At 73.6% G+C, this 21,192-nt stretch carries 13 protein-coding genes; 11 read left to right on the top strand and 2 right to left on the bottom strand.

Translation table 11 applies throughout. The annotated features are described in order from the left end of the window. Nucleotides 1-2 precede the first annotated feature (2 nt). On the top strand, nucleotides 3-2,312 hold the full coding sequence (locus ACTWQF_RS16565) for a hypothetical protein (protein ID WP_443280146.1): 2,310 nt from the start codon (nucleotides 3-5) through the stop codon (nucleotides 2,310-2,312). On the opposite strand, the gene ACTWQF_RS16560 is transcribed toward ACTWQF_RS16565, so the two are convergent. Next, nucleotides 2,270-4,711 carry a glycosyltransferase gene (locus ACTWQF_RS16560; RefSeq protein ID WP_443280145.1) on the bottom strand — a complete coding sequence of 814 codons (2,442 nt, stop codon included), beginning with the start codon at nucleotides 4,709-4,711 and terminating at the stop codon, nucleotides 2,270-2,272. The two genes, ACTWQF_RS16565 and ACTWQF_RS16560, sit on opposite strands and share 43 nt — an antisense overlap. A gap of 171 nt (nucleotides 4,712-4,882) precedes the next feature. On the opposite strand from ACTWQF_RS16560, the gene ACTWQF_RS16555 reads away from it, so the two are divergent. From ACTWQF_RS16555 to ACTWQF_RS16545, 3 genes are all read left to right on the top strand, one after another. Then, nucleotides 4,883-6,112, top strand: coding sequence for an acyltransferase family protein (locus ACTWQF_RS16555; protein WP_443280144.1), 1,230 nt, complete (start codon nucleotides 4,883-4,885; stop codon nucleotides 6,110-6,112). Further along, nucleotides 6,112-7,707, top strand: coding sequence for an acyltransferase family protein (locus tag ACTWQF_RS16550; RefSeq protein ID WP_443280143.1), 1,596 nt, complete (start codon nucleotides 6,112-6,114; stop codon nucleotides 7,705-7,707). Before ACTWQF_RS16555 ends, ACTWQF_RS16550 begins: the two co-directional genes overlap by 1 nt. A gap of 141 nt (nucleotides 7,708-7,848) precedes the next feature. Continuing rightward, entirely contained in the window at nucleotides 7,849-8,763 is a 915-nt protein-coding gene (locus ACTWQF_RS16545) for a class I SAM-dependent methyltransferase (protein WP_443280142.1), read from the top strand. 8 nt (nucleotides 8,764-8,771) lie between these two features. Here the strand turns inward: ACTWQF_RS16545 and ACTWQF_RS16540 are convergent, their stop codons facing one another. Beyond that, nucleotides 8,772-10,589, bottom strand: coding sequence for a hypothetical protein (locus tag ACTWQF_RS16540; RefSeq protein ID WP_443280141.1), 1,818 nt, complete (start codon nucleotides 10,587-10,589; stop codon nucleotides 8,772-8,774). Nucleotides 10,590-10,987: 398 nt separating this feature from the next. Between ACTWQF_RS16540 and ACTWQF_RS16535 the strand changes: the two genes are divergently transcribed. The 7 genes from ACTWQF_RS16535 to ACTWQF_RS16505 all read left to right on the top strand — a co-directional run bounded on the left by ACTWQF_RS16535 (nucleotide 10,988) and on the right by ACTWQF_RS16505 (nucleotide 21,149). After that, nucleotides 10,988-11,620, top strand: coding sequence for an acyltransferase (locus ACTWQF_RS16535; RefSeq protein ID WP_443280177.1), 633 nt, complete (start codon nucleotides 10,988-10,990; stop codon nucleotides 11,618-11,620). Between the two features lie 142 nt (nucleotides 11,621-11,762). Beyond that, a complete protein-coding gene (locus ACTWQF_RS16530) occupies nucleotides 11,763-12,881 on the top strand; it encodes a DegT/DnrJ/EryC1/StrS family aminotransferase (RefSeq protein ID WP_443280140.1) in 1,119 nt (372 codons plus the stop codon). A 215-nt stretch (nucleotides 12,882-13,096) separates the two neighbouring features. Next, complete coding sequence (locus ACTWQF_RS16525; RefSeq protein WP_443280176.1) at nucleotides 13,097-14,230, top strand: Gfo/Idh/MocA family oxidoreductase; 1,134 nt, start codon at nucleotides 13,097-13,099, stop codon at nucleotides 14,228-14,230. Further along, the gene (locus ACTWQF_RS16520) at nucleotides 14,227-17,028 is read left to right on the top strand and encodes a glycosyltransferase family 4 protein (RefSeq protein ID WP_443280139.1); all 2,802 of its coding nucleotides are present in this window, start codon (nucleotides 14,227-14,229) and stop codon (nucleotides 17,026-17,028) included. Before ACTWQF_RS16525 ends, ACTWQF_RS16520 begins: the two co-directional genes overlap by 4 nt. Nucleotides 17,029-17,069: 41 nt before the next feature. Further along, nucleotides 17,070-18,830: a glycosyltransferase family 4 protein gene (locus ACTWQF_RS16515; protein WP_443280138.1), complete on the top strand. Its 1,761-nt coding sequence runs from the start codon at nucleotides 17,070-17,072 to the stop codon at nucleotides 18,828-18,830. Continuing rightward, a complete protein-coding gene (locus ACTWQF_RS16510) occupies nucleotides 18,715-19,995 on the top strand; it encodes a nucleotide sugar dehydrogenase (protein WP_443280175.1) in 1,281 nt (426 codons plus the stop codon). Before ACTWQF_RS16515 ends, ACTWQF_RS16510 begins: the two co-directional genes overlap by 116 nt. Beyond that, nucleotides 19,992-21,149, top strand: a complete 1,158-nt coding sequence (locus tag ACTWQF_RS16505; protein WP_443280137.1) for a glycosyltransferase family 2 protein — start codon at nucleotides 19,992-19,994, stop codon at nucleotides 21,147-21,149. Before ACTWQF_RS16510 ends, ACTWQF_RS16505 begins: the two co-directional genes overlap by 4 nt. The last annotated feature ends 43 nt before the right edge of the window (nucleotides 21,150-21,192 follow it).

Here is a 21,192-nt window from a genome sequence, read left to right as displayed (position 1 = left end):
GTGTGGGTGCGCTGGTAGACGGAGTGGACGACGCGAACGACGACGGCGGCGCTAACGATGAACGCGGCGCTGCCGGGAACGGCGATGCGGCGGAGGACGCCGCAAACGTCGCCGACACGCTTGTGCTCGACCCCGTGACGGACGACAGCCGCGCCCGCAAGGCCACCGGCGCGTACGGGACTGCCAGGCCCGAAGGCGAACCCGCGGCGGAAGGCGAGCCCGGGGACGAGGACGAGAGGGAGACCCCGGAAGCCACACTCCAGCGGCAGCGCCGCGCCGCCCTCGCGCGGCGCCGGTCGAAGTCTGTCTCCGCGTTGCTGTTGCTGGCCTGCGGCTACCTCCTCCAGGTGGCGGGGATCGTCGACTCGCACGCCCCCTTCGTCGTCTTCGGCGCCGTGCTCGGCCTGCTGACCGAGGTGCTGATGCCCTCCCGGGCACGGAAGATGACGCGGCAGCTGCGCCGGGCGCAGTTCACCCCGCCCGCACGGCAGATGCTGCGGGACGCGCTGCTGCTCGGCGGCCTGGGCAGGCTGGACGTACTGCGTCCCGGCGGGACCGGTGCGCTGCTGCTGGGCGCCGTGCTGCTGTGCTGGGCGCTGCACTTCTTCTGCCAGGCGATCGCGGGTGCGGTGCGTACCCGGCGGCGGCTGCCGATCGTCACCCGCAACATCGACGCTTCGGCCCTGCGGCTGTCCTCCTCGCCGCCCGCGCTGTTCGTCAAGCGGGCGACGCTGCGGCTGACGGCCGTCTCGGCGCTGACGACAACCGGAATGTGCACCGCAGCCGTGACGGGCGACCTGGCGTGGGCGCAGGCCGTCGCCTGGTGCTGCTGTGCCGGGGTGCTGGCCGGGACCGGGTGGCTGGCCACCTGGCTGCTGCCCGGCAAGCAGGTCGTCAGCGAGGACGAGGCGCTGGCGTGGCTGGATCAGTGGCTGGCGGAGTACAGGCCGACCGTCGGCATGTACTTCTCCGGGGGCGCGGCCTCCGCGTACCAGGCGAACATGTGGCTGAGCACCCTCGCCCAGCTGGACGAACGGCCGCTGATCGTGCTGCGTGAGCGGTTCATGGTGCGCAAGATCGACGCCACCGACATCCCGATCGTCTGCATCCCCAAGGTCACCCACCTGATGCGGCTGGAGCACTCCACGCTGAAGGTGCTGCTGCACCCGGCGAACTCCGGCAAAACCGCCCAGGTGTTGCGCATCCCCACCCTCAAGCACGCCTTCATCAACCACGGCGAGTCCGACAAGCTCTCCTCCTGCAACCCCTACGCCAAGGCGTACGACCAGGTGTGGGTCGCCGGGGAAGCCGCGCGGGAGCGGTACGCACAGGCGTACATCGGGGTGGAGGACAAGGATGTGGTCGAGGTCGGCCGCCCGCAGCTCGCCGCCATCCAGCCGGCCGGGACCCGTACCGCGGCCGACCGCGCCGGGTATCTCACCGTTCTCTACGCCCCCACCTGGGAGGGCTACACCGACGACCCGGGCCACACCTCCGTGCTCATGGCGGGCGAGAACATCGTCAATGCGCTGCTGGCGGACCCGAAGGTGCGGCTGCTGTACAAGCCGCACCCGATGACCGGCACCATCGACCCGCGGGCCGGGGCCGCCGACCGGCGGATCCGCGCGCTGGTCCGCGAGGCCAACGCCGAGCGGGACGGCGAGGAGCCGAGCCCGGAGGCGGTCGCGGCGCTGGAGGAGGCGGCCGGCGAACTGAAGGCGCTGACCCGGGCCGACGTCGGGCGGCACGCCGACGAGGTGGAGCGGATGCTGCGCCAGGCGGCGCCCGAGCCGGGCCGCGCCGAGGCCGCGGCGGAGGCCCTCCGGGTGTGGGAGGAGGCGTACTGGGCGGCGAGGCCCTCCTGGCAGCACCGCGTCATCACCGGCTCGCGGCCCGGCCTCTTCAGCTGCTTCAACGAGGCCGACGTACTGGTCTCGGACGTCTCCTCCGTCGTCGCGGACTACCTCAGCAGCGAGAAGCCGTACGCGGTGGCCAACACCAGCGGTATGGACGACGACAGCTTCCGCGCCGCCTGCCCCACCGTCCGCGCGGCGGCCATCCTGGGCCCCGACGGCTCCGGCATCCCCCAGCTCCTGCACTCCGTACGCCACCCGGAGGAGGACACGCTCGCCCCGGCGCGTGCCGCGCTGAAGGTCCGGCTGCTCGGGCCTGCCGAGCCGCCCTCCCTCGTCCGCTTCAACCGCGCGGTGCAGGCCCTGGCGCGGGCGGCCGAGGACCGTGAGCAGCGGCTGCGGGAGGGGGAGCGGGGTCAGGCGTTGGCCGAGGCGCTCGGGGAGGACGAGGGGCGCTGAGGGCTCTGCGCGTCCGCGGCAGCAGCCCCCTGTGCGGCCTGTTCGGTCTGTTCCGCCTGCTCCGTCTTGCGTGGGCCGACGGACTTCAGCGTCAGGACGAGATTGTTGTTCACCGAGAAGTACAGCTGGACGGCCAGGTCGGTCCCGTCCAGCCGGGCGGGCGGGGTGACGTCGGTCTTCTTGCGGTCCGCGAGATCCCCCAGCACCCGTCCCAGCCGCACCCGTTCGGGACCGAGGCCGGGGCGCAGCCACAGATCCCACACGCCCTCGGGCGAGCCGTCGGCGAACGCGGCGGGCAGCTCGTAGGGCAACTCCAGGCGCACGGTGGCGTTCTCGTCGTCGCCGTCCCGGCGGCCGGGGAACTCGAACGTCTGCCGCGGGTTGCCGCGCGGCACCGCCACCAGCACGGGCCCGCCCGACAGCTCCAGGGTCCGCCGCGACAGCGCGGGACGCGAACCCTTCCCGTACAGCCGTGCCGTGAGCGTGTAACCGTGCTCGCCCAGCTCGATCGAGGTGACCTCCGCGTGCCGGGCGCGGGACCAGATGCGTAGCGCGAGGTGGCCGTCGCCCGTGGCGTAAGGGATCCACGACTGGAGCGTGCCGTCGGGGGCGAGCGGCGCGGGCATGGTGAGCAGCCGTGCCGTCTCCACCATGAGTGCCTTGACCTGCTTGCTCCCGCCGTCCGAGGTGCGCTCCACATGGACGTCCCACCGCCCCTCGAACAGCTTCACCTCCGGGCGGGTCAGCCGGAGTTCGACCCAGCCGTCCGCGTCCGCCTGCTCGCGGGGCGGCAGCGGGACGCGGACCGGCTCCGCACCGTCCCGGTCCCGGGAGCGCAGCGACAGCACCGCCGCGCTCTCGGGGAGGGAGTCGGCGCGCAGCCGGATCAGCAGCGCCCCGTCAGCCTGGACGCGTACATGGGCGACCGGCCGCGGCAGCCCCTTGAGCGCGCTCTCCTCCCGCCGCACGGTCCGGTCCTTCCGCAGGGCACGTGTGAGGGTGCGCAGTACGGGGACGAGCGGGCGCGGCACCAGGCTGCGTACCGTCCGGACGGTACACGCGCTCCCGCCCTTGCGCGGGGCAGCGGGCCGGGCCCGCTGCCGGACGGGCTCGGAAGGCGCGCTCGCCGAGGGTGCGGCGCTCGCCGAGGGTGCGGCGCTCGCCGGCGGCGCCGCCCGTGCACCCTTCGCTCCGGACCTGCCCGTGCTCGGCACGGCTGCCCCCGCGCCGGGGCGGCCCTCCAGGAGACGGGTCATCAGGTCCTCGTACTCGCCCGCGATGCGCTGGGGGCTGTAGCGCGCTGCCTTCTGCAGGGCTGCTCGACTCATCCGGGAGCGCAGGGCCGGGTCCTCGATGAGGTGCAGCAGGGCGTCGGCGAAGCCGCGTACGGTCACGTCCTCGTCCTCGCCCATCGGGGCGAGCAGTCCGTCCTTGCCGTTGGCGATGATCTCGCCCGGCCCGTAGGGGCAGTCGGTGCTGACGACCGGAACGCCGCAGTGCATGGCCTCCACCAGGGTCATCCCGAAGGACTCGGCGTCGGAGGAGACGGCCGCGATGGAGCCCTTGGCCCACTCCGTCTCGATGGGGGAGTGCGCACCCATCAGGAATGCGCGGTCGTGGAGGCCGAGCCTGTTGAGGGTGGCCCGCAGGACACGCTGCTGCTGCCCACGTCCGTACAGCCGAAGCGACCAGTCCGGGTGCTTGTTGGCCACAAGCGCGAAGGCGTGCAGCAGCCGGTCGTACCGCTTGATCTTGATGAACCGGCCTGCGGCGACGATGAGTTTGGCCTGCCCGTTGGACGGCTCGACCTGCGGCTGCGGCACGGCGTTGGGTACGCAGACGATCTCGGTCCGCAGGTCGGGGAGAGCGGCGCGGTAGTCGGCGGCGTCCGCGTAGGAGACGGTGACGAACGCGTCCAGGTGGGGGAGGGCGGCGTCCTGGTGGGCGCGGACGTGGTCGCTGTGCGTCACGTGACTGAGGTGCTCCTGCCCGATACGCACGTAGCGGTCGGTGCCGTACGCGGCGAGATAGTCGTTGATCTTCGGCCGGGTGCCGATGACCACGTCCGCTTCCAGGCTCTCCAGCAGCGCCTTCACCCGCAGGTCGCCCAGCCGGGTGGCGATGCCGCGCTCGAAGTGGTCGTTGCCCTCGATGAAGCGTTCGCTGCACCGGTGGAAGTCCGGGTCGTCCCCGTCGTAGCTGTGGGAGGAACGGCGCAGGTCGATCAGAGAGGTCAGAGTGACGCGGGGGTCGAAGACGAGCTCCGGCTCCTGGCTTGTCCTGCGGAGACTGACGACCTCCACCTGGTGCCTTTCAGCAAGCGCTCCTGAGAGGTTCACCGTCGACCTGATCGTCCCGCCGATTCCATAGGCGTTGTCCAGCAGGAACACGATCTTCATTCGCGGCTTCCCCTTCTGTGCACTGTGAGCTCGAAATCAGCCGGTTTCCTCCGACTATTTGAGGTGCGAAAAGGGAGGGGATGCATTCTTAACACTCGTATGTCCCTCGTTCGGCCCTCGCAGCGGCATGCCGCGACCGAATGGGGAAAAGCCGCGCCTACTGTCAGATCAATGGCCTCGAAGATCATCGACCCAGCCGGGCCGGGCGGCAGCGGCGCGCCCGCCGAGGACGGAGTGCCGACATCGGCGCCGTCCGGCGAGCCGCGCGCTGCGGGGCCCGATGCGGCGGGGCGGGACGCGGACCGTGCCGCAGGCCAGTACACGGGCCGTGCCGTGGTGCGGGAGGCGGACGGTGGCGGGCGCACGGCGCGGGATCCGTTCCTCGACAACGCCAAGTTCCTGCTCATCGTGCTCGTCGTCATCGGCCACACCTGGCCGATGGGGCTCGTGGAGGGCTCCCGCACCGTCAAGGCGGGCTATCTGTGGATCTCCTCCTTCCACATGCCTGCCTTCATCCTGCTGAGCGGCTACTTCTCGCGTGGCTTCGCGGGGCGGCCCGAGCAGCTGCGCAAGCTGGTGGCCGGGGTGCTGGTGCCCTATCTCGTCTTCGAGGTGCTCTACACCGCGGTCGAAGCCGTCGCCTGGGGGAAGCCGTTCCGGCTCACCCTGACCGAGCCGACGTTCGTGTGCTGGTTCCTGGCCGCGCTCTTCGTCTGGCGGCTGACCGTGCCTCTGTGGCGGGTGATCCCGTGGCCGGTGCCGGTCGCCGCGCTGGTCTCGCTGGCGGCGGGCACCTCCAGCCTGGGGCAGGATCTGGCGCTGCCCCGGGTGCTGATGTTCCTGCCGTGGTTCGTGCTCGGACTGGCCCTGCGGCCCGCCCACTTCGCGCGGTTGCGCGAGAGCCGCGTACTGCGATGGTGTGCCCCGCCGGTGCTGCTGGCGGGCGGCGCCGTGGCGTACGCGGTGGCGCCGGGCACCGATGTCCACTGGCTGTGGATGAGCCACGGGCAGGCCGAGCTGGGCGCGGGCACCCTGCCGTATCTGCTGGTACGGCTCGGCCTGTTCGCGGGGACGGCGCTGATGACCGGCGCGTTCCTGGCCCTGGTGCCCCGGCGCACCCGGTGGCTGACTGGGCTCGGGGCCCTGACTCTGTACCCGTATCTGCTGCACGGACTGCTGACCACTGCCGCGCACGCCTACGGCTGGGACGCACCGCTGCGCCCGCTGGGCCCTCTCGGTGCCGCCCTGCTGACGGCCTGCGGAGCCGCCGTCGCCGTACTGCTGTCGACCGCGCCCGTACGGCGGCTCGCGCGGCCCCTCATCGAGCCACCGGTGCCGGGTCTGAACCGGTCGCGGCGCCGGGAGAGCTCGCCCGGAACGAGTGAGCCAAGGACGGCGTGATGGCCTGGGATCCTTTCACCGACACCTTCGCGACGGACACCTTCGCGACGCCCGGTCGCACGGCGCACGGCGCCGCTGCCCGGCTCTCCTCCCCCGCGGCGGCTCCGCCGCGCGGGGCACCACCGGACCACTTCGCGTCGGCGCACGCCGCCCCGGCGTCGCCGGCCGCGGGGCCCTTCACGCAGCCCGCGCACCCCGCGCCTCACTTCCCGTCCCCGGCGGACGGCGGCTCCGACGGTGTGCCCCCGGGACCGCACCCGCCCGGCCCCGGGTTCCCCGCGCCCGCCTCGGCCCCGTCGTCCTCGGGCACCCGGCGTCCGCGAGGCGGCCGGGCAACCGGCGGCCGGGCGGGCGGCGGCCGTACGGGAGCCGAGGCGCCGGCGGGGGCGCGTACGGCCGGGTGGGCGCGGGTGCGGCGGACCAACGGGGCCTCGGCACCGGGCCGCGCTGCCGGGCGCGACCCGTTCCTCGACAACGCGCGGTTCCTGCTCGTCGTCCTCGTCGTCCTGGGCCACAACTGGGCACCCGTCGCCGACGCGATGCGCGGCGTCAAGGCCGCCTCGCTGCTGGTGTACTCCTTCCACATCCCCGCGCTGGTGCTGCTGTGCGGTCACCTCTCCCGCAGCTTCACCGGGCGGCCGGACCAGATCCGCAGACTGCTGACACATGTGCTGGTGCCGTATCTCGTCTTCGAGGCGGCCTACGCGGGGATGTCCACCCTCCTCTGGGACCGGCCGTTCACCGTCACCCCGACCCGGCCGGCCTTTGTGTGCTGGTTCCTGGCGGCGCTGTTCGTCTGGCGGCTGACCGCACCCCTGTGGCGCGCCGTCCGCTGGCCGGTGGCCTTCGCCGCGGTGCTGTCCGTCGCCGCCGGGTTCACCGATCCGGGGGACGAACTCGCGCTGCCTCAGCTGCTGATGTACTGGCCGTGGTTCGTCCTGGGCCTGCGGCTGCGCGCCGACCAGCTGCGCCCGCTGCGCAACCGTGCGGCGCGCAGATGGGCGCTGCCCGTGATGGCCGCCGCCGCGGCCGGGGCCTGGTGGGCGGCGCCCCGGGTGAGCCGGGAGTGGCTGCTGATGGAGTCGGGCGCCCATGAGCTGGGCCTCCAACCGCTGCAGTACGTGGGCGTACGGCTTGCGCTGTTCGCCGTCGGCGCGGTGCTCGTTGCCGCGTTCCTCGCGCTGGTCCCGGCACACCGCACCGGATACACCGTGCTGGGTGCCTGCGCGCTCTACCCGTTTTTGTTGCACGGCCTCGTCGTCAAGGCGGTCGAGAAGGCCGGCGGGTACCAGGCGGTGTTCACCGGTGGCCTGCTTGCCGTGGTGGGCACCACGGTGCTGGCCTGCGGGCTCGCCGTGCTGCTGGGGCTGCCGCATGTACGGCAGGTGCTGTGGCCGCTCGTGGAACCGCCCTTCCCCGGGTGGCTGCGCGGACGCCCGGTACGGCCCGACGGAACGGCGCCGGAGGCGGTGGCGCCGAACGCCACGCCGCCGACGGGCGCTGTGCCGGACATGGCGGGCGCCGGTACGGGAAGAGGGGTCGGAGCAGCAGCGATGGCGCCGGGCACGGCGGGCGGGGCCCCGAACGGCGACTGAACGTCGGATGGCCCGCGGGCGGCGGCGTGCCGAAGCTCTGCCGATCGGCGGCGCCCGGGCGTGCGCCGGGTCGCCGCGGCCCCCTATACAGGGCCGAGGACCCCCCCACGTACGCACCCGTCCCAAGGAGATTCCCTCCCCATGACGACCACAGCCACGTCCGGCCAGGCTCCCCCCGCCGCGCCCCAGGGTCTGCCGCAGCCCCGCACCTTCGACGAGGTGCCCGGCTGGTTCTACCGCACCGATCTCATCCTCTTCGACTGGTTCCTGACCCGGCAGCGGGAGCTCGATCACCGCGGCGACCTGCTGGAAATGGGCGCCTACATGGGCAAGAGCGCCGTCCTGATGGGCGCCTACCTGGACGCCCACGAGGAACGGTTCACCGTCTGTGACCTCTTCGACTCCGACGCAGCGCCCGACGAGGCCAACGGGCGCGAGATGCAGCACTCCTACTCGACGCTCACCCGGCGCGCCTTCGAGGCCAACTATCTGTCGTTCCACGACGAGCTGCCGCGGATCCTGCAGGACCCCACGACAGTGGTGCCCGGTGAGGTCGCGGACGGCAGTTGCCGCTTCGTCCACGTGGACGCCTCGCACCTGTACGAGCACGTGCACGGGGACATCGCCGCAGCGCGGGACGTCCTGGCCCCCGAGGGGCTCGTCGTCCTGGACGACTACCGCTCCGACCACACACCCGGCGTCGCCTGCGCCACCTGGCAGGCCGTGCTGGAGGGCGGGCTGCGGCCGGTGTGCGTCTCCAGCAACAAGTTCTACGGCACCTGGGGGGATGCGCGGCCCTGGCAGGACGCGCTCCATGCGGAGCTGTCGGCCCGCGGCAAGTGCTGGCTGCAGTGGCAGGAGGTCGCCGGGCAGCGGCTGCTGCTGGTGGGAGCGCGCAAGGCCGCCGCGCCGCGGCTGCCCGTTTCGCGGCACGCTCCTGCGGCTGCGGGAGGGGGCCCCGGGAAACCCGCCCCCCGCGCGGCTGCGGCTCGCCGCCTCGCCGCCGATCTGCTCCCCCCGCTGATGACCCGAGCCTTGCGCCGCGCCCGCCGCTGAGAGGGCGCTCAGCACAGCCGGCGCTCGGCCTCGACCGGGTTCGCGGGGATGCGGAGGTGGGTGCGGGCCCAGGCGCCGTGAAGGTTGGCCAGGAAGCGGCTGGGGGTGAGGGGTGCGCGGGTGGAGGCGAGGAGGTCGGGGAGGGGGCCGCAGGTGAGGGCGTGACGGGCGGCCCGCACATGGCGCGGGTCGACACCGTCCGGCACCGGCGTGCCGGGTTCCGTGAGCTCGGCGACGATCCACGCGCGGTCGAGCGGCTTCTCGTGCCCCGCCTTGGTGTGGTCGACCGGTTCGGTGTGGGCTCCCAGCGGGTTGCCCAGGCCGAGGAGGTCGACGGCGAGGCCGTCCAGGGGGAGCACGGCGCCGGCCAGCCCCAGCCGGGCCTCAGCGCCGCCGACCGGCGCCTTCACTCGCGGCGCCAGCGGCACCAGCGGGAAGGTGGAGTCGGACAGCCGCAGCACCAGCATGTGCTTGCCGTCGCGGACGGCGCGCCGGGCCACCTCGGCGAAGTCGCGCGGCGCCGTGGTGTGGGCGTGCTGGCTCACCGGGTGCGTCGCGCCGAGAGCCTCCTGGTAGACGGTGTGCGAGTCGAAGATGATCCGCCGGTCGTCGGGGCTCTCGTACGGCGGGCGGAGCGCGAGAAGGCAGACGAGGCTCCAGACGCCCACTGCTGAGACCACCGCTGCCGCCGCGCGCCCGAACGGCAGCAGGAAGGACGGCAGCAGCACCAGGAAGAGCGCGGGCAGCACCATCCTGCCGTGCATGAAGTCGCCGCCGATCCTGACGATGAAGAACGCCGACAGCAGCCCGGCCACCACGGGCGCCCCCACCAGCGCGGCGTTTGCCGTACGCACTCGTCCCGACGGACGGCTACGGGCGTACCGTGCCCGTGCCAGCGCAGCGCACCCCCCGAACGCGGCGAGGAGACCGAGCGGTACCCACAGGACGTACGGGTCGAAGGTGTTGAGCAGGTAGCCCCAGCCGTACTCCCACTGGGTACGGGAGGCTTCCTTGGCGATGGCGGGGAGCGGGACGAGTACGCCGTAGTACCCGGCGCGGAAGATCTCGTAGGCGAGGGGCAGCGCCAGCGCGGCGCCCGCCCAGCCGAGGGTGGCACGAAGCCCGGGCCGCACAATCAGCCACAGCGCGGCCAGGAACACCGCGCTGACCAGGGCGAGGTCCGGCCTCACGAGCGGGCCGAGGCCGAGCGCGAACGCGGTGGCGGGCAGCGCCCGACCGGAGGCGGGGGCCCGTCCCGGGGCCGCTCCCGGCCCGGTTGCCGCCCGGGCCCGGACCAGCAGCCACCAGCAGCCGCCCAGATAGCCGAAGGAGAGCCCGGTCTCCAGTCCGGAGGTCGCGTAGTCCCAGGTCGCGGTCAGCGGGAGCAGCACCAGCACCCCCGCGGGCAGCAGGGCGCCCGCGGGGCGGCGGAGGCGGATCATCCGGCGGGTGCCGTCGAGGGCGAGCAGAAAGCCGGCCACGGTCAGCAGCAGCCCGAGGGCCACCGCGAGCCGCAGCGGGTCGTCCACTCCGGGCAGGGTGCTGCCGGCCGCGAGCAGCCACTGCCACAGTGTCCCGGTGGAGGTCTCGACGCGCTCGCCGACGTTGTAGACGGGGCCGTTGCCCGCGAGGATCTGGCGGACGGCGCGGGTGTAGATCAGTGCGTCGTCGTTGGTCCAGCGGTGCCGGTACCCCAGGACGAGGACCGTCGCACCGCAGGCGGCGACAGCGAGCGCGTTCCAGCGCTGGGCCAGCGTGCCGGGCAGGGCGAATGCCCGTGGCCCCTCGGCCGGTTGGGGGGCGGGGAGCTCATCGGATCGGGACATACCGTCACCTTCCCTCCGGCTCCGCCGGACCACCACGCGTGCAGCGCGCCTCCCGGTGCCACTCACCCGGCTGGCGGAGCGGTGACCCGGGGCAGGGGGCGGAGTCCGCGTGCCGTGCGGCGCGCCGCTCGCCGGACACGCCGGGTGGCACGGCCATCCTCGGCCACGGACCTGTGTCTCCCGATCCGTACGAACCGCCTCCCCTCGGTACGAACCGCCTCCCCTCGGTACGAACCGCCTCCCGATCCGTACGAACCGTCTCCCGATCCGTACGAACCAGAAAGCGAGCCCCCATGACCGCCGCCGACGCCACCCCCACCCCGCCGCCTTCCCCGACCCCCGCTCCGGCCTCCTCCTTCAGCGCCCCGCACCGCTCGCGGCCCGGTGGCATCCGCGTCATGCCCGGTGCCCAGGTCTCCGAGCGGTCCGTCGTCGGCGACGGCAGCACCGTGTGGGAGCTGGCCCAGGTGCGTGAGGGCGCCGAGCTCGGCGCGGAGTGCGTGGTCGGCCGCGGCGCCTACATCGGTGCGGGCGTCCGGATCGGGGCGCGCTGCAAGCTGCAGAACCACGCCCTGGTCTACGAGCCCGCCGTGCTGGGCGAGGGCGTCTTCGTCGGGCCCGCCGTCGTGCTCACCAACGACCGTGCCCCGCGTGCGGTCGACCCGGACGGGGCGCTCAAGCGGGCGGGCGACTGGGAGCCGGTGGGGGTCACGGTCGCCGACGGTGCCTCGCTGGGCGCACGGTCGGTGTGTGTGGCACCGGTACGGATCGGTCGCTGGGCGATGGTGGCGGCGGGCGCCGTGGTGACGGCCGACGTGCCCGACTTCGGCCTTGTCGCGGGGGTGCCTGCCCGCCGTATCGGCTGGGTGGGCCGGGCGGGTCTGCGGCTGCGTCCGGTGCCGGAGCGGCCCGGGGAGTGGGAGTGCCCCAGGACGGGTGAGCGCTACGCAGAGCACGCGGAGCAGGGCGCACAGGAGGCCGCCGCACCGGGAAGCGCCGTCACGCTCCGCGAGGTAGCGCCCATGAGGTGACGCAGCGTAGGAGTCGCAGCCCTCGCCCTGGGCACTTCCGTGGGCAATACGGGTGATTTGTACGCAAATCATGCAAAGGGGCGGCCGAATCCGGGTCCACATAGGGACGAATCTGCCGGGGGAACCGGAGGGCGCATCCGCCATGCAAGGGCTGCGAAAAGACATGATTCCGGCTGCCAAACCCGTGATCGGGAACGACGAGGTCGCCGCCGCCGTGCGGGTGCTGCGCGACGGCCGCGTGGTGCAGGGCCCCGAAGTGGCGGCGTTCGAGGAGGAGTTCGCCGCGCTGGTCGAGGGCCGGCCGTGCGTCGCCGTGAACTCGGGCACCTCCGCGCTGCATCTGGCGCTGCTCGCGCTCGGCATCGGGCCGGGCGACGAGGTGGTCGTCCCCTCGTTCTCGTTCGCCGCGACGGCCAACGCGGTGCGGCTGGCCGGTGCCGAACCGGTCTTCGCGGAGATCGATCCGGAGACCTTCTGCCTCGACCCGGACGCCGCCGCCGAGGCCGTCGGGCCGCGTACGGCCGCGCTGATGCCGGTGCACCTGTACGGCCATCCGGCGCCGATGGGCCGGCTGACCCAGCTCGCGCAGCGGCACGGGCTGGCCGTCGTCGAGGACGCCTGCCAGGCGCACGCCGCGGCGCTGCACGGCCGCCCGGTCGGGGCCTTCGGGGACGCGGCGTGCTTCAGCTTCTATCCGACCAAGAACATGCACACCCTGGAGGGCGGCCTCGTCGTCGTGCCCGACGGGGAGCGGGCCCGCACCCTGCGACTGCTGCGCAACCAGGGCATGGAGCAGCGGTACGAGAACGAGATCGTCGGCGCCAACATGCGGATGACCGACGTGGCAGCCGCCATCGGCCGGGTCCAGCTGGAGCGGCTGCCGGAGTGGACGGAGCAGCGCCGTACCCACGCCAAGGCGCTCGACGCGGGCCTGACCGGCGGGCTGATCACCCCGCGGGTGGCCGACGGCGCCCGGCACGTCTACCACCAGTACACGGTGCGGGTGCCCGGCGGCGCTGCCGTACGGGACGCGGTGCAGCGCGAGTTGCAGGCCGCGGGCGTGGGGTGCGCCGTCTACTACCCGACGCCCATCCACCGGCTGAAGCCCTATGCGCAGCTGGGCGCCGACCTCCCGGTCACCGACCAGGCCGCCGCCGAGGTGCTCTCCCTCCCCGTACACCCCTCGCTCACCCCGGGAGACCTGGACCAGATCGTGGCGGCCGCCAACAGCGCGGCGAGCAAGGCGGGAGTGACCCGATGACGGCGAGGCGACCGACGACGGCAGCAGCGGCGACGGCGGCAGCGACCGCGGCCACCACCCCCGTCGCCCCCACGGCCAGCGCCCCCAAGACCGCGGACGCGCCCCGGGCGGCGTACGGTCCCGGGACGGAATTCCCTCCCGTACCGGCCGAGCAGCTGGTCGAGCGCCGCTCCGGGGGGCGGCGGCTGCGGGCCGGGCTGATCGGTCTCGGCGTGATGGGGCGCAACCACGCGCGGGTCCTTTCCTCGCTCGACGGCGTCGAGTTCGTCGCCGCGGTCGATCCGGCGGGCGACCCGCACGGCTGTGTGCCCGCCATGCTGGGCGTACCGGTGCTGCGCGAGGTGGCGGACCTGCTGGCGCTGGGCGTCGACTACGCGGTGGTGGCCTGCCCGACGGGGCTGCACGAGGAGGTCGGCCTCCAACTGGCCGCGCACGACGTGTGTGCCCTCATCGAGAAGCCGCTGGCGCACACGCCGCAGGCGGCGCGGCGGCTGGTGCACGCCTTCGAGGAGCGTGGGCTGGTGGCGGGGGTCGGCCATGTGGAGCGGTTCAACCCGGCGCTCCAGCAGCTGCGGACGCGGCTGGAGGCGGGGGAGCTGGGTGAGGTCTTCCAGGTCGTCACCCGCCGCCAGGGGCCCTTCCCGCACCGCATCGCCGACGTCGGCGTGGTCAAGGACCTGGCCACCCACGACATCGACCTGACGAGCTGGATCACCGGGCGGGCCTACGCCTCGCTGTCGGCACGCACCGTCTCCAAGAGCGGCCGGGAGCACGAGGACATGGTCGCGGTCGTCGGCTCGCTGACCGACGGCACGATGGTCAGCCACCTGGTCAACTGGCTCAGCCCGCTCAAGGAGCGCTTCACCGCCGTCACCGGGGAGCGGGGCTGCTTCGTCGCCGACACCCTCACCGCCGACCTGACCTTCCACGCCAACGGCGCCGTCGCCACCGAGTGGGAGGCCCTGCGCGCCTTCCGCGGCGTGGCCGAGGGCGACACCGTGCGCTACGCCTTCCCCAAGCGCGAACCGCTGGTCGTCGAGCACGAGCGGTTCCGCGACGCGGTACGGGACGGTACGGGCGAGGGCAGCGGCATCGTCACTGCCCGCGAGGGGCTGCGGACGGTCCAGGTGTCGGCCGCGGTGCTGGCCTCGGCACACGAGGCGGCCCCGGCGGTCCCGGCAGTCCCTGCAGTCCCGGCAGTCCCGGCGGAGCCGGCGGTCCCGGCGGAGCCCGTCGGGTCCGTGGAGCCCACCCAGACGCCCTCCGCCGTCCGCACCCCGGCCCCGGTCCCGGCCACAGCGCCCGAACGTGACCCGTCGGCCCCCAGCATCGCGGAGCACACAGCATGAAGCAGACGCACCGCATCCTCCGGCGCCGGACGGCGCACGGCAGCAACGCCCCGGAAGCGCCCGACGCGGCCGTGGGCCGGATGGGCGAGGGCGTCGCGCGTACGGGCGAGGAGCACCCCCGGGGCCGGCCGCGGCTGGCCGTCGTCGTCGGCAACACCATCACGGGCGACTCGCGGGTGCAGAAGACCGCGATCGCCGCGGCCCGGGCGGGCTGGGACGTCACGCTGGTGGGCCGCAGCCCCTCCAAGCGGCGCGAGGAGTCGGTGCTCGGCCCGGTCCGCGTCATCAGGGTGCCGGTCTCGGCGCATATGCGGGCCGTCGTGGCGGCCCAGCGCCGCCGCCCCCAGCTGCGCAGCCGCCTCACCCAGTTCGGGCTGCCCGACGACTCCGCCTGGGTACGGGCCCGCGCCGCGCACGCCGCGTGGGTGCGCGAGCAGACGGCGCGGGTGGGCTGGCTCAGCTCCCCGGTGGGCGGGAGCCCCGCGCCGGAGGGGCCGCGGACGCCCGGGGCGCTGCCCACCGCGCTCTCCCGGCAGCTGGCCCGCGAAGCGCTCCGGGGGTGGGTGCGGGCGCGCCGGTATGCGCACAAGGGCCGCCGCCGCGCCTATCAGTGGGAGCGCCGCCGGGTCGCGGGCGCACCGCAGCCCACCGGCGACTGGCGCACCGACTGGCCCGAACTCCTCGACATCGACCTGGCGTTCGGCCCGGTCATCGAGGAGATCGAGCCGGACGTCATCCACGCCAACGACCATTTGATGATCGCCGTCGGGGCGCGCAGCGCCGCCCGGCTGCGCGCCCGGGGCCTGCCCACCCGCTGGCTGTACGACGCGCACGAGTACGTCCGCGGGGTCGAGTGGCCGGACGCCGTGCGGGCCGGCGCCTTCCCCGGCGTGGAGGCGGAGTTCATCGGCCGCGCTGACGCCGTGGTCACCGTCTCCGAGGAGCTGGCCGGCATCCTGCGTGAGGCGTACGCGCTGGCCGCGCAGCCGCTGGTCGTCGCCAACGCGCCGGTACGCGAGACCGTCAGCGCCTGCTCCGACACGAGCGTCTCCGTACGGGACGCCTGCGGGCTGAGCCCCGAGGTGCCGCTGCTCGTCTACGCCGGGTGGATCGGCCCCGAGCGCGGCCTGGACACCGCCGTGGAGGGGCTGGCCGAATTGCCGCACGCCCACCTCGCACTGGTCGCCGGCAAGGAGAACGCCACCCTCCAGGGGCTGCTCGCGCGCGCCGAGGAACTGGGCGTACGGCAGCGGGTGCACGTGGTGCCCTATGTGCCGCAGGAACGGGTGCCCGACTATCTCTCCTCGGCCGACCTCGGGCTGATCTGCTTCCGGCACGTGCCCAACTGCGAGATCTCGCTGCCCACCAAGGCCGCCGAGTATCTGCACGCCGGACTGCCGATGGTCACCAGCGGGGTGCGGACGCTGCGCAACTTCGTCGAGCGCACCGGCGTCGGCGAGGTGTTCGTCACCGAGGACGTCCCCTCCTTCGTCGCCGCCGTACAGCGCGGCCTCGCAGAACGCGGCACCCTCGCCGCACGGATCACCGAGCCGCTGCTGCAGGAGCTGTCCTGGGAGCAGCAGTCGGCCGGGCTGCTGGACCTCTACGAGCGCCTCGCCGGCCCCGCGGCGGCGGCCCGGCTCGCACCCCGCAGCGTGCCCTGGTCGGCCTCCGAACAGCCCGGCCTGGGCGCTCCCGGCCGGGCGCGGCCCCACGAGCCGGCCACCCCGCGCGTCATGCCGTCCGGATGGCGGTCGCTGGGCAGCACTCCGGTACGGCTCGGCCTGGGCTGCGCCAACTCGGCGGGCCAGCTGGCCGGATTCGCGCGGGCGCTGTGCGAGCGGCGCCAGGATCTGTCGGCCGAGGTCGTGATGCACACCCACGACCAAAGCGTCATCTACCCGGCCGACATCTACGCCATCGGCGAGCGCACCGGCGATCTGGGCTTCCAGCTCGACCGCGCCCGCCGCGTCCTGGGCTCCTACACCCACTACCTCGCCGACTCCTTCACCCCGGCACTGGGCCGGCTCAACGGCGGCCACATCCAGGACGACCTGCCCTCCCTGTCCGCTGCCGGGATCAAGGTGGCGCTGCTCGCGCACGGCAGCGACGTACGCGACCCGCACCGGCACATGAGCCGCTACGAGCACTCTCTCTTCCATGCCGCCGACGAGTCGATACTCAGGAAGCTGGCCAACAAGAGCGCCCGCAACCGGCGGATGGCGGCGCAGAGCGGGCTGCCCCAGTTCGTGACGACGCCCGATCTGCTGGAGGAGTTGCCCGGCGCTCGGTGGGCGCCGCTGGTGGTCGACGCCGACAGCTGGGCGAGCGACCGGCCCGCCATGGAGCGGGCCCGCCCGGTGGTGGTGCACGCCCCCTCCAAGCGCTGGACGAAGGGCACCGAGCAGGCGGTGCCGGTGCTGGAGGAACTGGACCGGCGCGGGCTGATCGAGTTCCGCCTGGTGACGGGGGTGCCCTGGGCCGAGGTGCAGGAGCTGGTCAAGGAGGCGGACCTCGTCGTCGACCAGTTCGCGGTCGGCACCTACGGCACGTTCGCCTGCGAGGGGATGGCCGCGGGCAGGCCCGTGATCGCCTTCCTGGACGAGCGGCTGCACCAGTCCGTCGGCATCCGCCCGCCCATCGTCAACGCCACCTCCGCCACACTGCGCAGCGCCCTGGAATCCCTGCTGGACGACCGGGACTTCGCGATGCGGACCGCGCAGGAATCCGTGGAGTACGTCCGCACCTACCACGACGGCACCTACACCGCCGATGTACTGGACGGCTTCCTGCGCTGAGCGCCGGGACGGCCGGCAGCCGACAACAGAGAGGGAAGCCTGTGGAGTTGGACAGCGGCCCCGGGACGAGCGGCACTCCGGCACCGGAGGCGCCCCCCGGGCGGCGGGGCCGGATCGTGATGCTGGTGTGCAACGGGGTGGTAGGTGACTCCCGGGTACAGAAGACGGCCCGTTCGGCCGCCGAAGCCGGGTGGGAGGTGACACTGCTGGGCCGCTCCCCGGACGGGCGGTCCGCCTCCTGGCGCATCGGCCGCGCAGAGGTACGGCTGCTGCCCGTACCCACCCCTCTCGCGCACCCGCCCCGCACGACCCGCCGCCCGCTGCTGACCCGCCCGCTGGCCTACCGGCCCGGTGTGGTGCCCTATCGCGTGCAGCGTGTCAAGGCATGGCGGGACGAACTCCGCACCCGTCGCGCCGCGCTCGCGCCGGGCAGCCCTGCGCACCGCGCCGCTCGCCGCACCGCTGCCGCGCGGCTCGCGCTGCCCCGCGCCGCGGCCCGGCTCGCCCAGCGCTGGGTGGGCTTCCGTAAGCGACAGCTCGACCAGGGCGCCAAGCGGCGCGGCTCCGGTCTGCTGGACCGCGCCGCCGTCGCCTTCTGGCGGCGCGCCTTGAGGGAGCGCTGCTGGCGCATGCTGTGGCCGAGCCTCTACGACTTCGAGCTGGCCTACGGCCGCGTCGTGGACGAGCTGCGGCCCGACATCATCCACGCCAACGACTTCCGGATGGTGGGCGTCGGCGCGCGTGCCAAGATCCGCGCTGCGGCCGAGGGGCGAGTGGTGAAGCTGGTGTGGGACGCGCACGAGTTCCTGCCGGGGGTGCGGCCGTGGACGAACGACGTGCGCTGGCTGCCGGCACACGTCGCACACGAGCGCGAGTACGTGCCCTACGCCGACGCCGCCGTCACCGTCTCCCGTACGGCCGCCGAGCTGCTGCGCCGCGCCCACGGGCTGGCCGGGGACCCGGCCGTCGTCCTCAACGCGCCCGAGGCGCACACCACCCGTCGGAGCGCGCCCGACGAGATCCCCAGCCTGCGCGCCCGGTGCGGCATCGGCACCGACACCCCGCTGGTCGTCTACAGCGGCGCCGCGGCCCCCCAGCGCGGCCTGGCCACGATGGTGGAGGCACTGCCCGGACTGCCGGGTGTGCACACGGCGCTGGTCGTGGGCAAGCCCGCTTCCGGCTACGTACGCGAGCTGCGGGCGCGCGCCGCGGAGCTGGGGGTGGCGGAGCGGCTGCATGTGCTGCCGTACGTGCCCTACTGGCAGGTGGTTCCCTTCCTCGCTGAGGCGGACGCGGGCGCGATTCCGCTGCACCACTGGACGAACCACGAGATCGCGCTGATCACCAAGTTCTTCGAGTACGCGCACGCCCGGCTGCCGCTGGTGGTCAGTGACGTGGAAACGATGGCCGCCACCACCTTGGAGACCGGCCAGGGCGAGGTCTTCCGTGCCGAGGACACCGCCGACTACGTACGTGCCGTCCGCGCCGTACTCGAAGCCCCGGAGCGCTACCGCGCGGTCTACGAGCGCCCCGGGCTGCTGGAGCGGTGGACCTGGGAAACCCAGGCCCGCACGCTCGACGGGATCTACACACAGCTGCTCCAGACGGCAGCACAGGAGCGACCGGAGCATCACAACCAGCCGGAAGGAGACGGGAATGCGGATCTGTGTGGTGGCGCTCGGGAAGATCGGGCTGCCACTGGCCGTCCAGTTCGCGGCCAAGGGACACCGCGTGACGGGCGCGGACACCGACGCGCGCGTGGTCGCGAGCGTCAACGACAAAGTGGCGCCGTTCCCCGGTGAGGCTGGGCTGGACGAGCGGCTGGCCGAAGCGGTGGCGTCGGGGCGGCTGTCGGCGACGACGGACACCACTCAGGCCGTCGCGGACGCGGAGGCCGTCGTCGTGGTCGTACCGCTCTTCGTCGACGAGCGGGGCACGCCCGACTTCCGGGCGATGGACGCCGCGACCCGCGCCGTCGCCGCCGGGCTGCGCCCCGGCGCCCTCGTCAGCTACGAGACGACCCTCCCGGTCGGCACCACCCGCGACCGCTTCGCGCCGATGCTGGCCGAGGGCTCGGGGCTGCTGCCCGAACGGGACTTCTCGCTGGTCTTCTCGCCGGAACGGGTCTTCACCGGGCGGGTCTTCACCGATCTGCGCCGCTATCCCAAGCTGGTCGGTGGCATCGGCCCGCACTCGGCCAAGGACGGGGTGCGCTTCTACGAGTCCGTACTGGACTTCGACCTCCGCGAGGAGCTGCCCCGGCCCAACGGGGTGTGGGACCTCGGCTCGGCGGAGGCCGCCGAGCTGGCGAAGCTGGCCGAGACCACCTACCGGGACGTCAACATCGCGCTGGCCAACCAGTTCGCCCGGTTCGCCGACCGGTCGGGGGTCGATATCGAGGCCGTCATCGACGCCTGCAACACCCAGCCCTACAGCCACATCCACCGCCCCGGCATCGCGGTGGGCGGCCACTGCATCCCCGTCTATCCGCGGATGTATCTGTGGAACGACCCGGGGGCGGACGTCGTACGCGCGGCGCGCGAGACCAACGAGGCCATGCCCGAGCACGCCGTCGAACTCCTCGCCGACACCTACGGCGAGCTGAACGGGGCCGAGGTGCTGGTGCTCGGCGCCGCCTACCGGGGCGGGGTGAAGGAGACCGCGTTCTCCGGCGTCTTCCCCACGGTCGCGGCGCTGCGCGAGCGGGGAGCGCGGCCGTACGTCTCCGACCCGCTGTTCGAGCCGCACGAGCTGGCCGACCTGGGACTGCGTCCGCATACCGGCCAGTCGGTCACCGCTGCTGTGGTGCAGACCGACCACGCCGCCTACCGCGAGCTGTCCGCCGACCAACTGCCGGGCGTACGGGTGCTGGTCGACGGCCGCCGCATCACCGACCCGGCGCTGTGGGCCGGGGTACGGCGCGTGGTCATCGGGGACGGCGCCGGACGCGGGGTGGTGCGCACATGACCCCCGACCCCGGCCCCGGCCCTGCCCCCGGTCCTCATCCCGAGACGGCCCCCGGGACGTGCCCCGACGTCAGCGTCGTCGTCCCCGTCTACAACACGATGCCCTACCTCACCCGCTGCCTCTCCTCCCTCCTCGAGCAGACGATCGGGCAGCGGCGGATGGAGGTGGTCGTCGTCGACGACGGCTCCACCGATGGCAGCGCCGAGGAGATCGAACGCTTCGCCGCGCTGCACCCCGGCCTGTTCACCACCCTGCGGCAGCCCAACTCGGGCGGCCCGGCCGCGCCCTGCAACCGGGGGCTGGAACTGGCCGGCGGGCGCTATGTCTTCTTCCTGGGCGCCGACGACCATCTCTCGCCCGAGGCGTTGGAGCGCATGGTGACCATGGCCGACACCTGCCGCTCGGACGTACTGCTGTGCAAGATGGTCCCGATCGGCGAACGCACGGTCCCCACCGGGGTGTTCAGCCGCTCGGCGCCCGCCATCCGGCTGGTCGGCGACGGGCTGCCGTGGGCGCTGTCCAACACCAAGCTCTTCCGCCGCTCCCTGATCGAGGAGCATGGCATCCGCTACGACGAGACCATGCCCGCCTTCAGCGATCAGCCGTTCGTACTGGAGGCGTGCGTACGCGCGGCACGGATCTCCGTGCTCGCCGACAAGCCGCACTACTTCGCCGTCCGCCGAGCCGACTCCAGCAACATCACCTACCAGGCCCCACCCCCCGTCCGGCTGCGCTGCGCGGAGCGGCTCTTCGAGGCCACCTGCCGCTTCCTCGCGCCCGGCCCGCTGCGGGACGCCTTCCACAAGCGGCACTTCCACGTCGAGCTGTTCCAGCTCTTCGGCGCGGATTTCCCCACCCTCCCGGAGGAAGCCCAACTGGCCGTCTGCACCGGCGCAGCCCGGCTGATCAGCACCCACGGCGACGGCATCCTCGAACGCCTCGACCCCCGCCGCCGCCGCACCCTGGAGCTCGCCTGGCGCGGCGATGTGGCAGCACTCTGCGCAGAGATCGCCGCCGACGCCGAGCGCACCCCACCCCCGCTGACTGGTGTGGGCCGCTCCGCACTGGGCCGCTCCGCGCTGATGCGCTGGCTGATGAGCCCGGTACCCGCCGGCCGCCCTCCCCGCGGAGGCGGCCCCCAGCCGATCAGTTGATCCGGCGCCACACCCCTCGCCCGGCGCGGGCCGCCCGCCTCCC

It is taken from the genome of Streptomyces sp. 8N114, from assembly GCF_052245835.1.
GTDB lineage: Bacteria > Actinomycetota > Actinomycetes > Streptomycetales > Streptomycetaceae > Streptomyces.
Note: the sequence above shows the minus strand (reverse complement) of the source record. Positions and strands in the feature narration are given on the sequence as shown.

Excerpts from the sequence above, each read along its gene's own strand:
- ACTWQF_RS16560 (WP_443280145.1), bottom strand. The coding sequence starts at position 4,711 with ATGAAGATCGTGTTCCTGCTGGACAACGCCTATGGAATCGGCGGGACG.
- ACTWQF_RS16505 (WP_443280137.1), top strand. The coding sequence starts at position 19,992 with ATGACCCCCGACCCCGGCCCCGGCCCTGCCCCCGGTCCTCATCCCGAG.
- ACTWQF_RS16525 (WP_443280176.1), top strand. The coding sequence starts at position 13,097 with ATGGGGCGCAACCACGCGCGGGTCCTTTCCTCGCTCGACGGCGTCGAG.
- ACTWQF_RS16530 (WP_443280140.1), top strand. The coding sequence starts at position 11,763 with ATGCAAGGGCTGCGAAAAGACATGATTCCGGCTGCCAAACCCGTGATC.
- ACTWQF_RS16550 (WP_443280143.1), top strand. The coding sequence starts at position 6,112 with ATGGCCTGGGATCCTTTCACCGACACCTTCGCGACGGACACCTTCGCG.
- ACTWQF_RS16540 (WP_443280141.1), bottom strand. The coding sequence starts at position 10,589 with ATGTCCCGATCCGATGAGCTCCCCGCCCCCCAACCGGCCGAGGGGCCA.
- ACTWQF_RS16555 (WP_443280144.1), top strand. The coding sequence starts at position 4,883 with ATGGCCTCGAAGATCATCGACCCAGCCGGGCCGGGCGGCAGCGGCGCG.
- ACTWQF_RS16535 (WP_443280177.1), top strand. The coding sequence starts at position 10,988 with ATGCCCGGTGCCCAGGTCTCCGAGCGGTCCGTCGTCGGCGACGGCAGC.
- ACTWQF_RS16520 (WP_443280139.1), top strand. The coding sequence starts at position 14,227 with ATGAAGCAGACGCACCGCATCCTCCGGCGCCGGACGGCGCACGGCAGC.
- ACTWQF_RS16545 (WP_443280142.1), top strand. The coding sequence starts at position 7,849 with ATGACGACCACAGCCACGTCCGGCCAGGCTCCCCCCGCCGCGCCCCAG.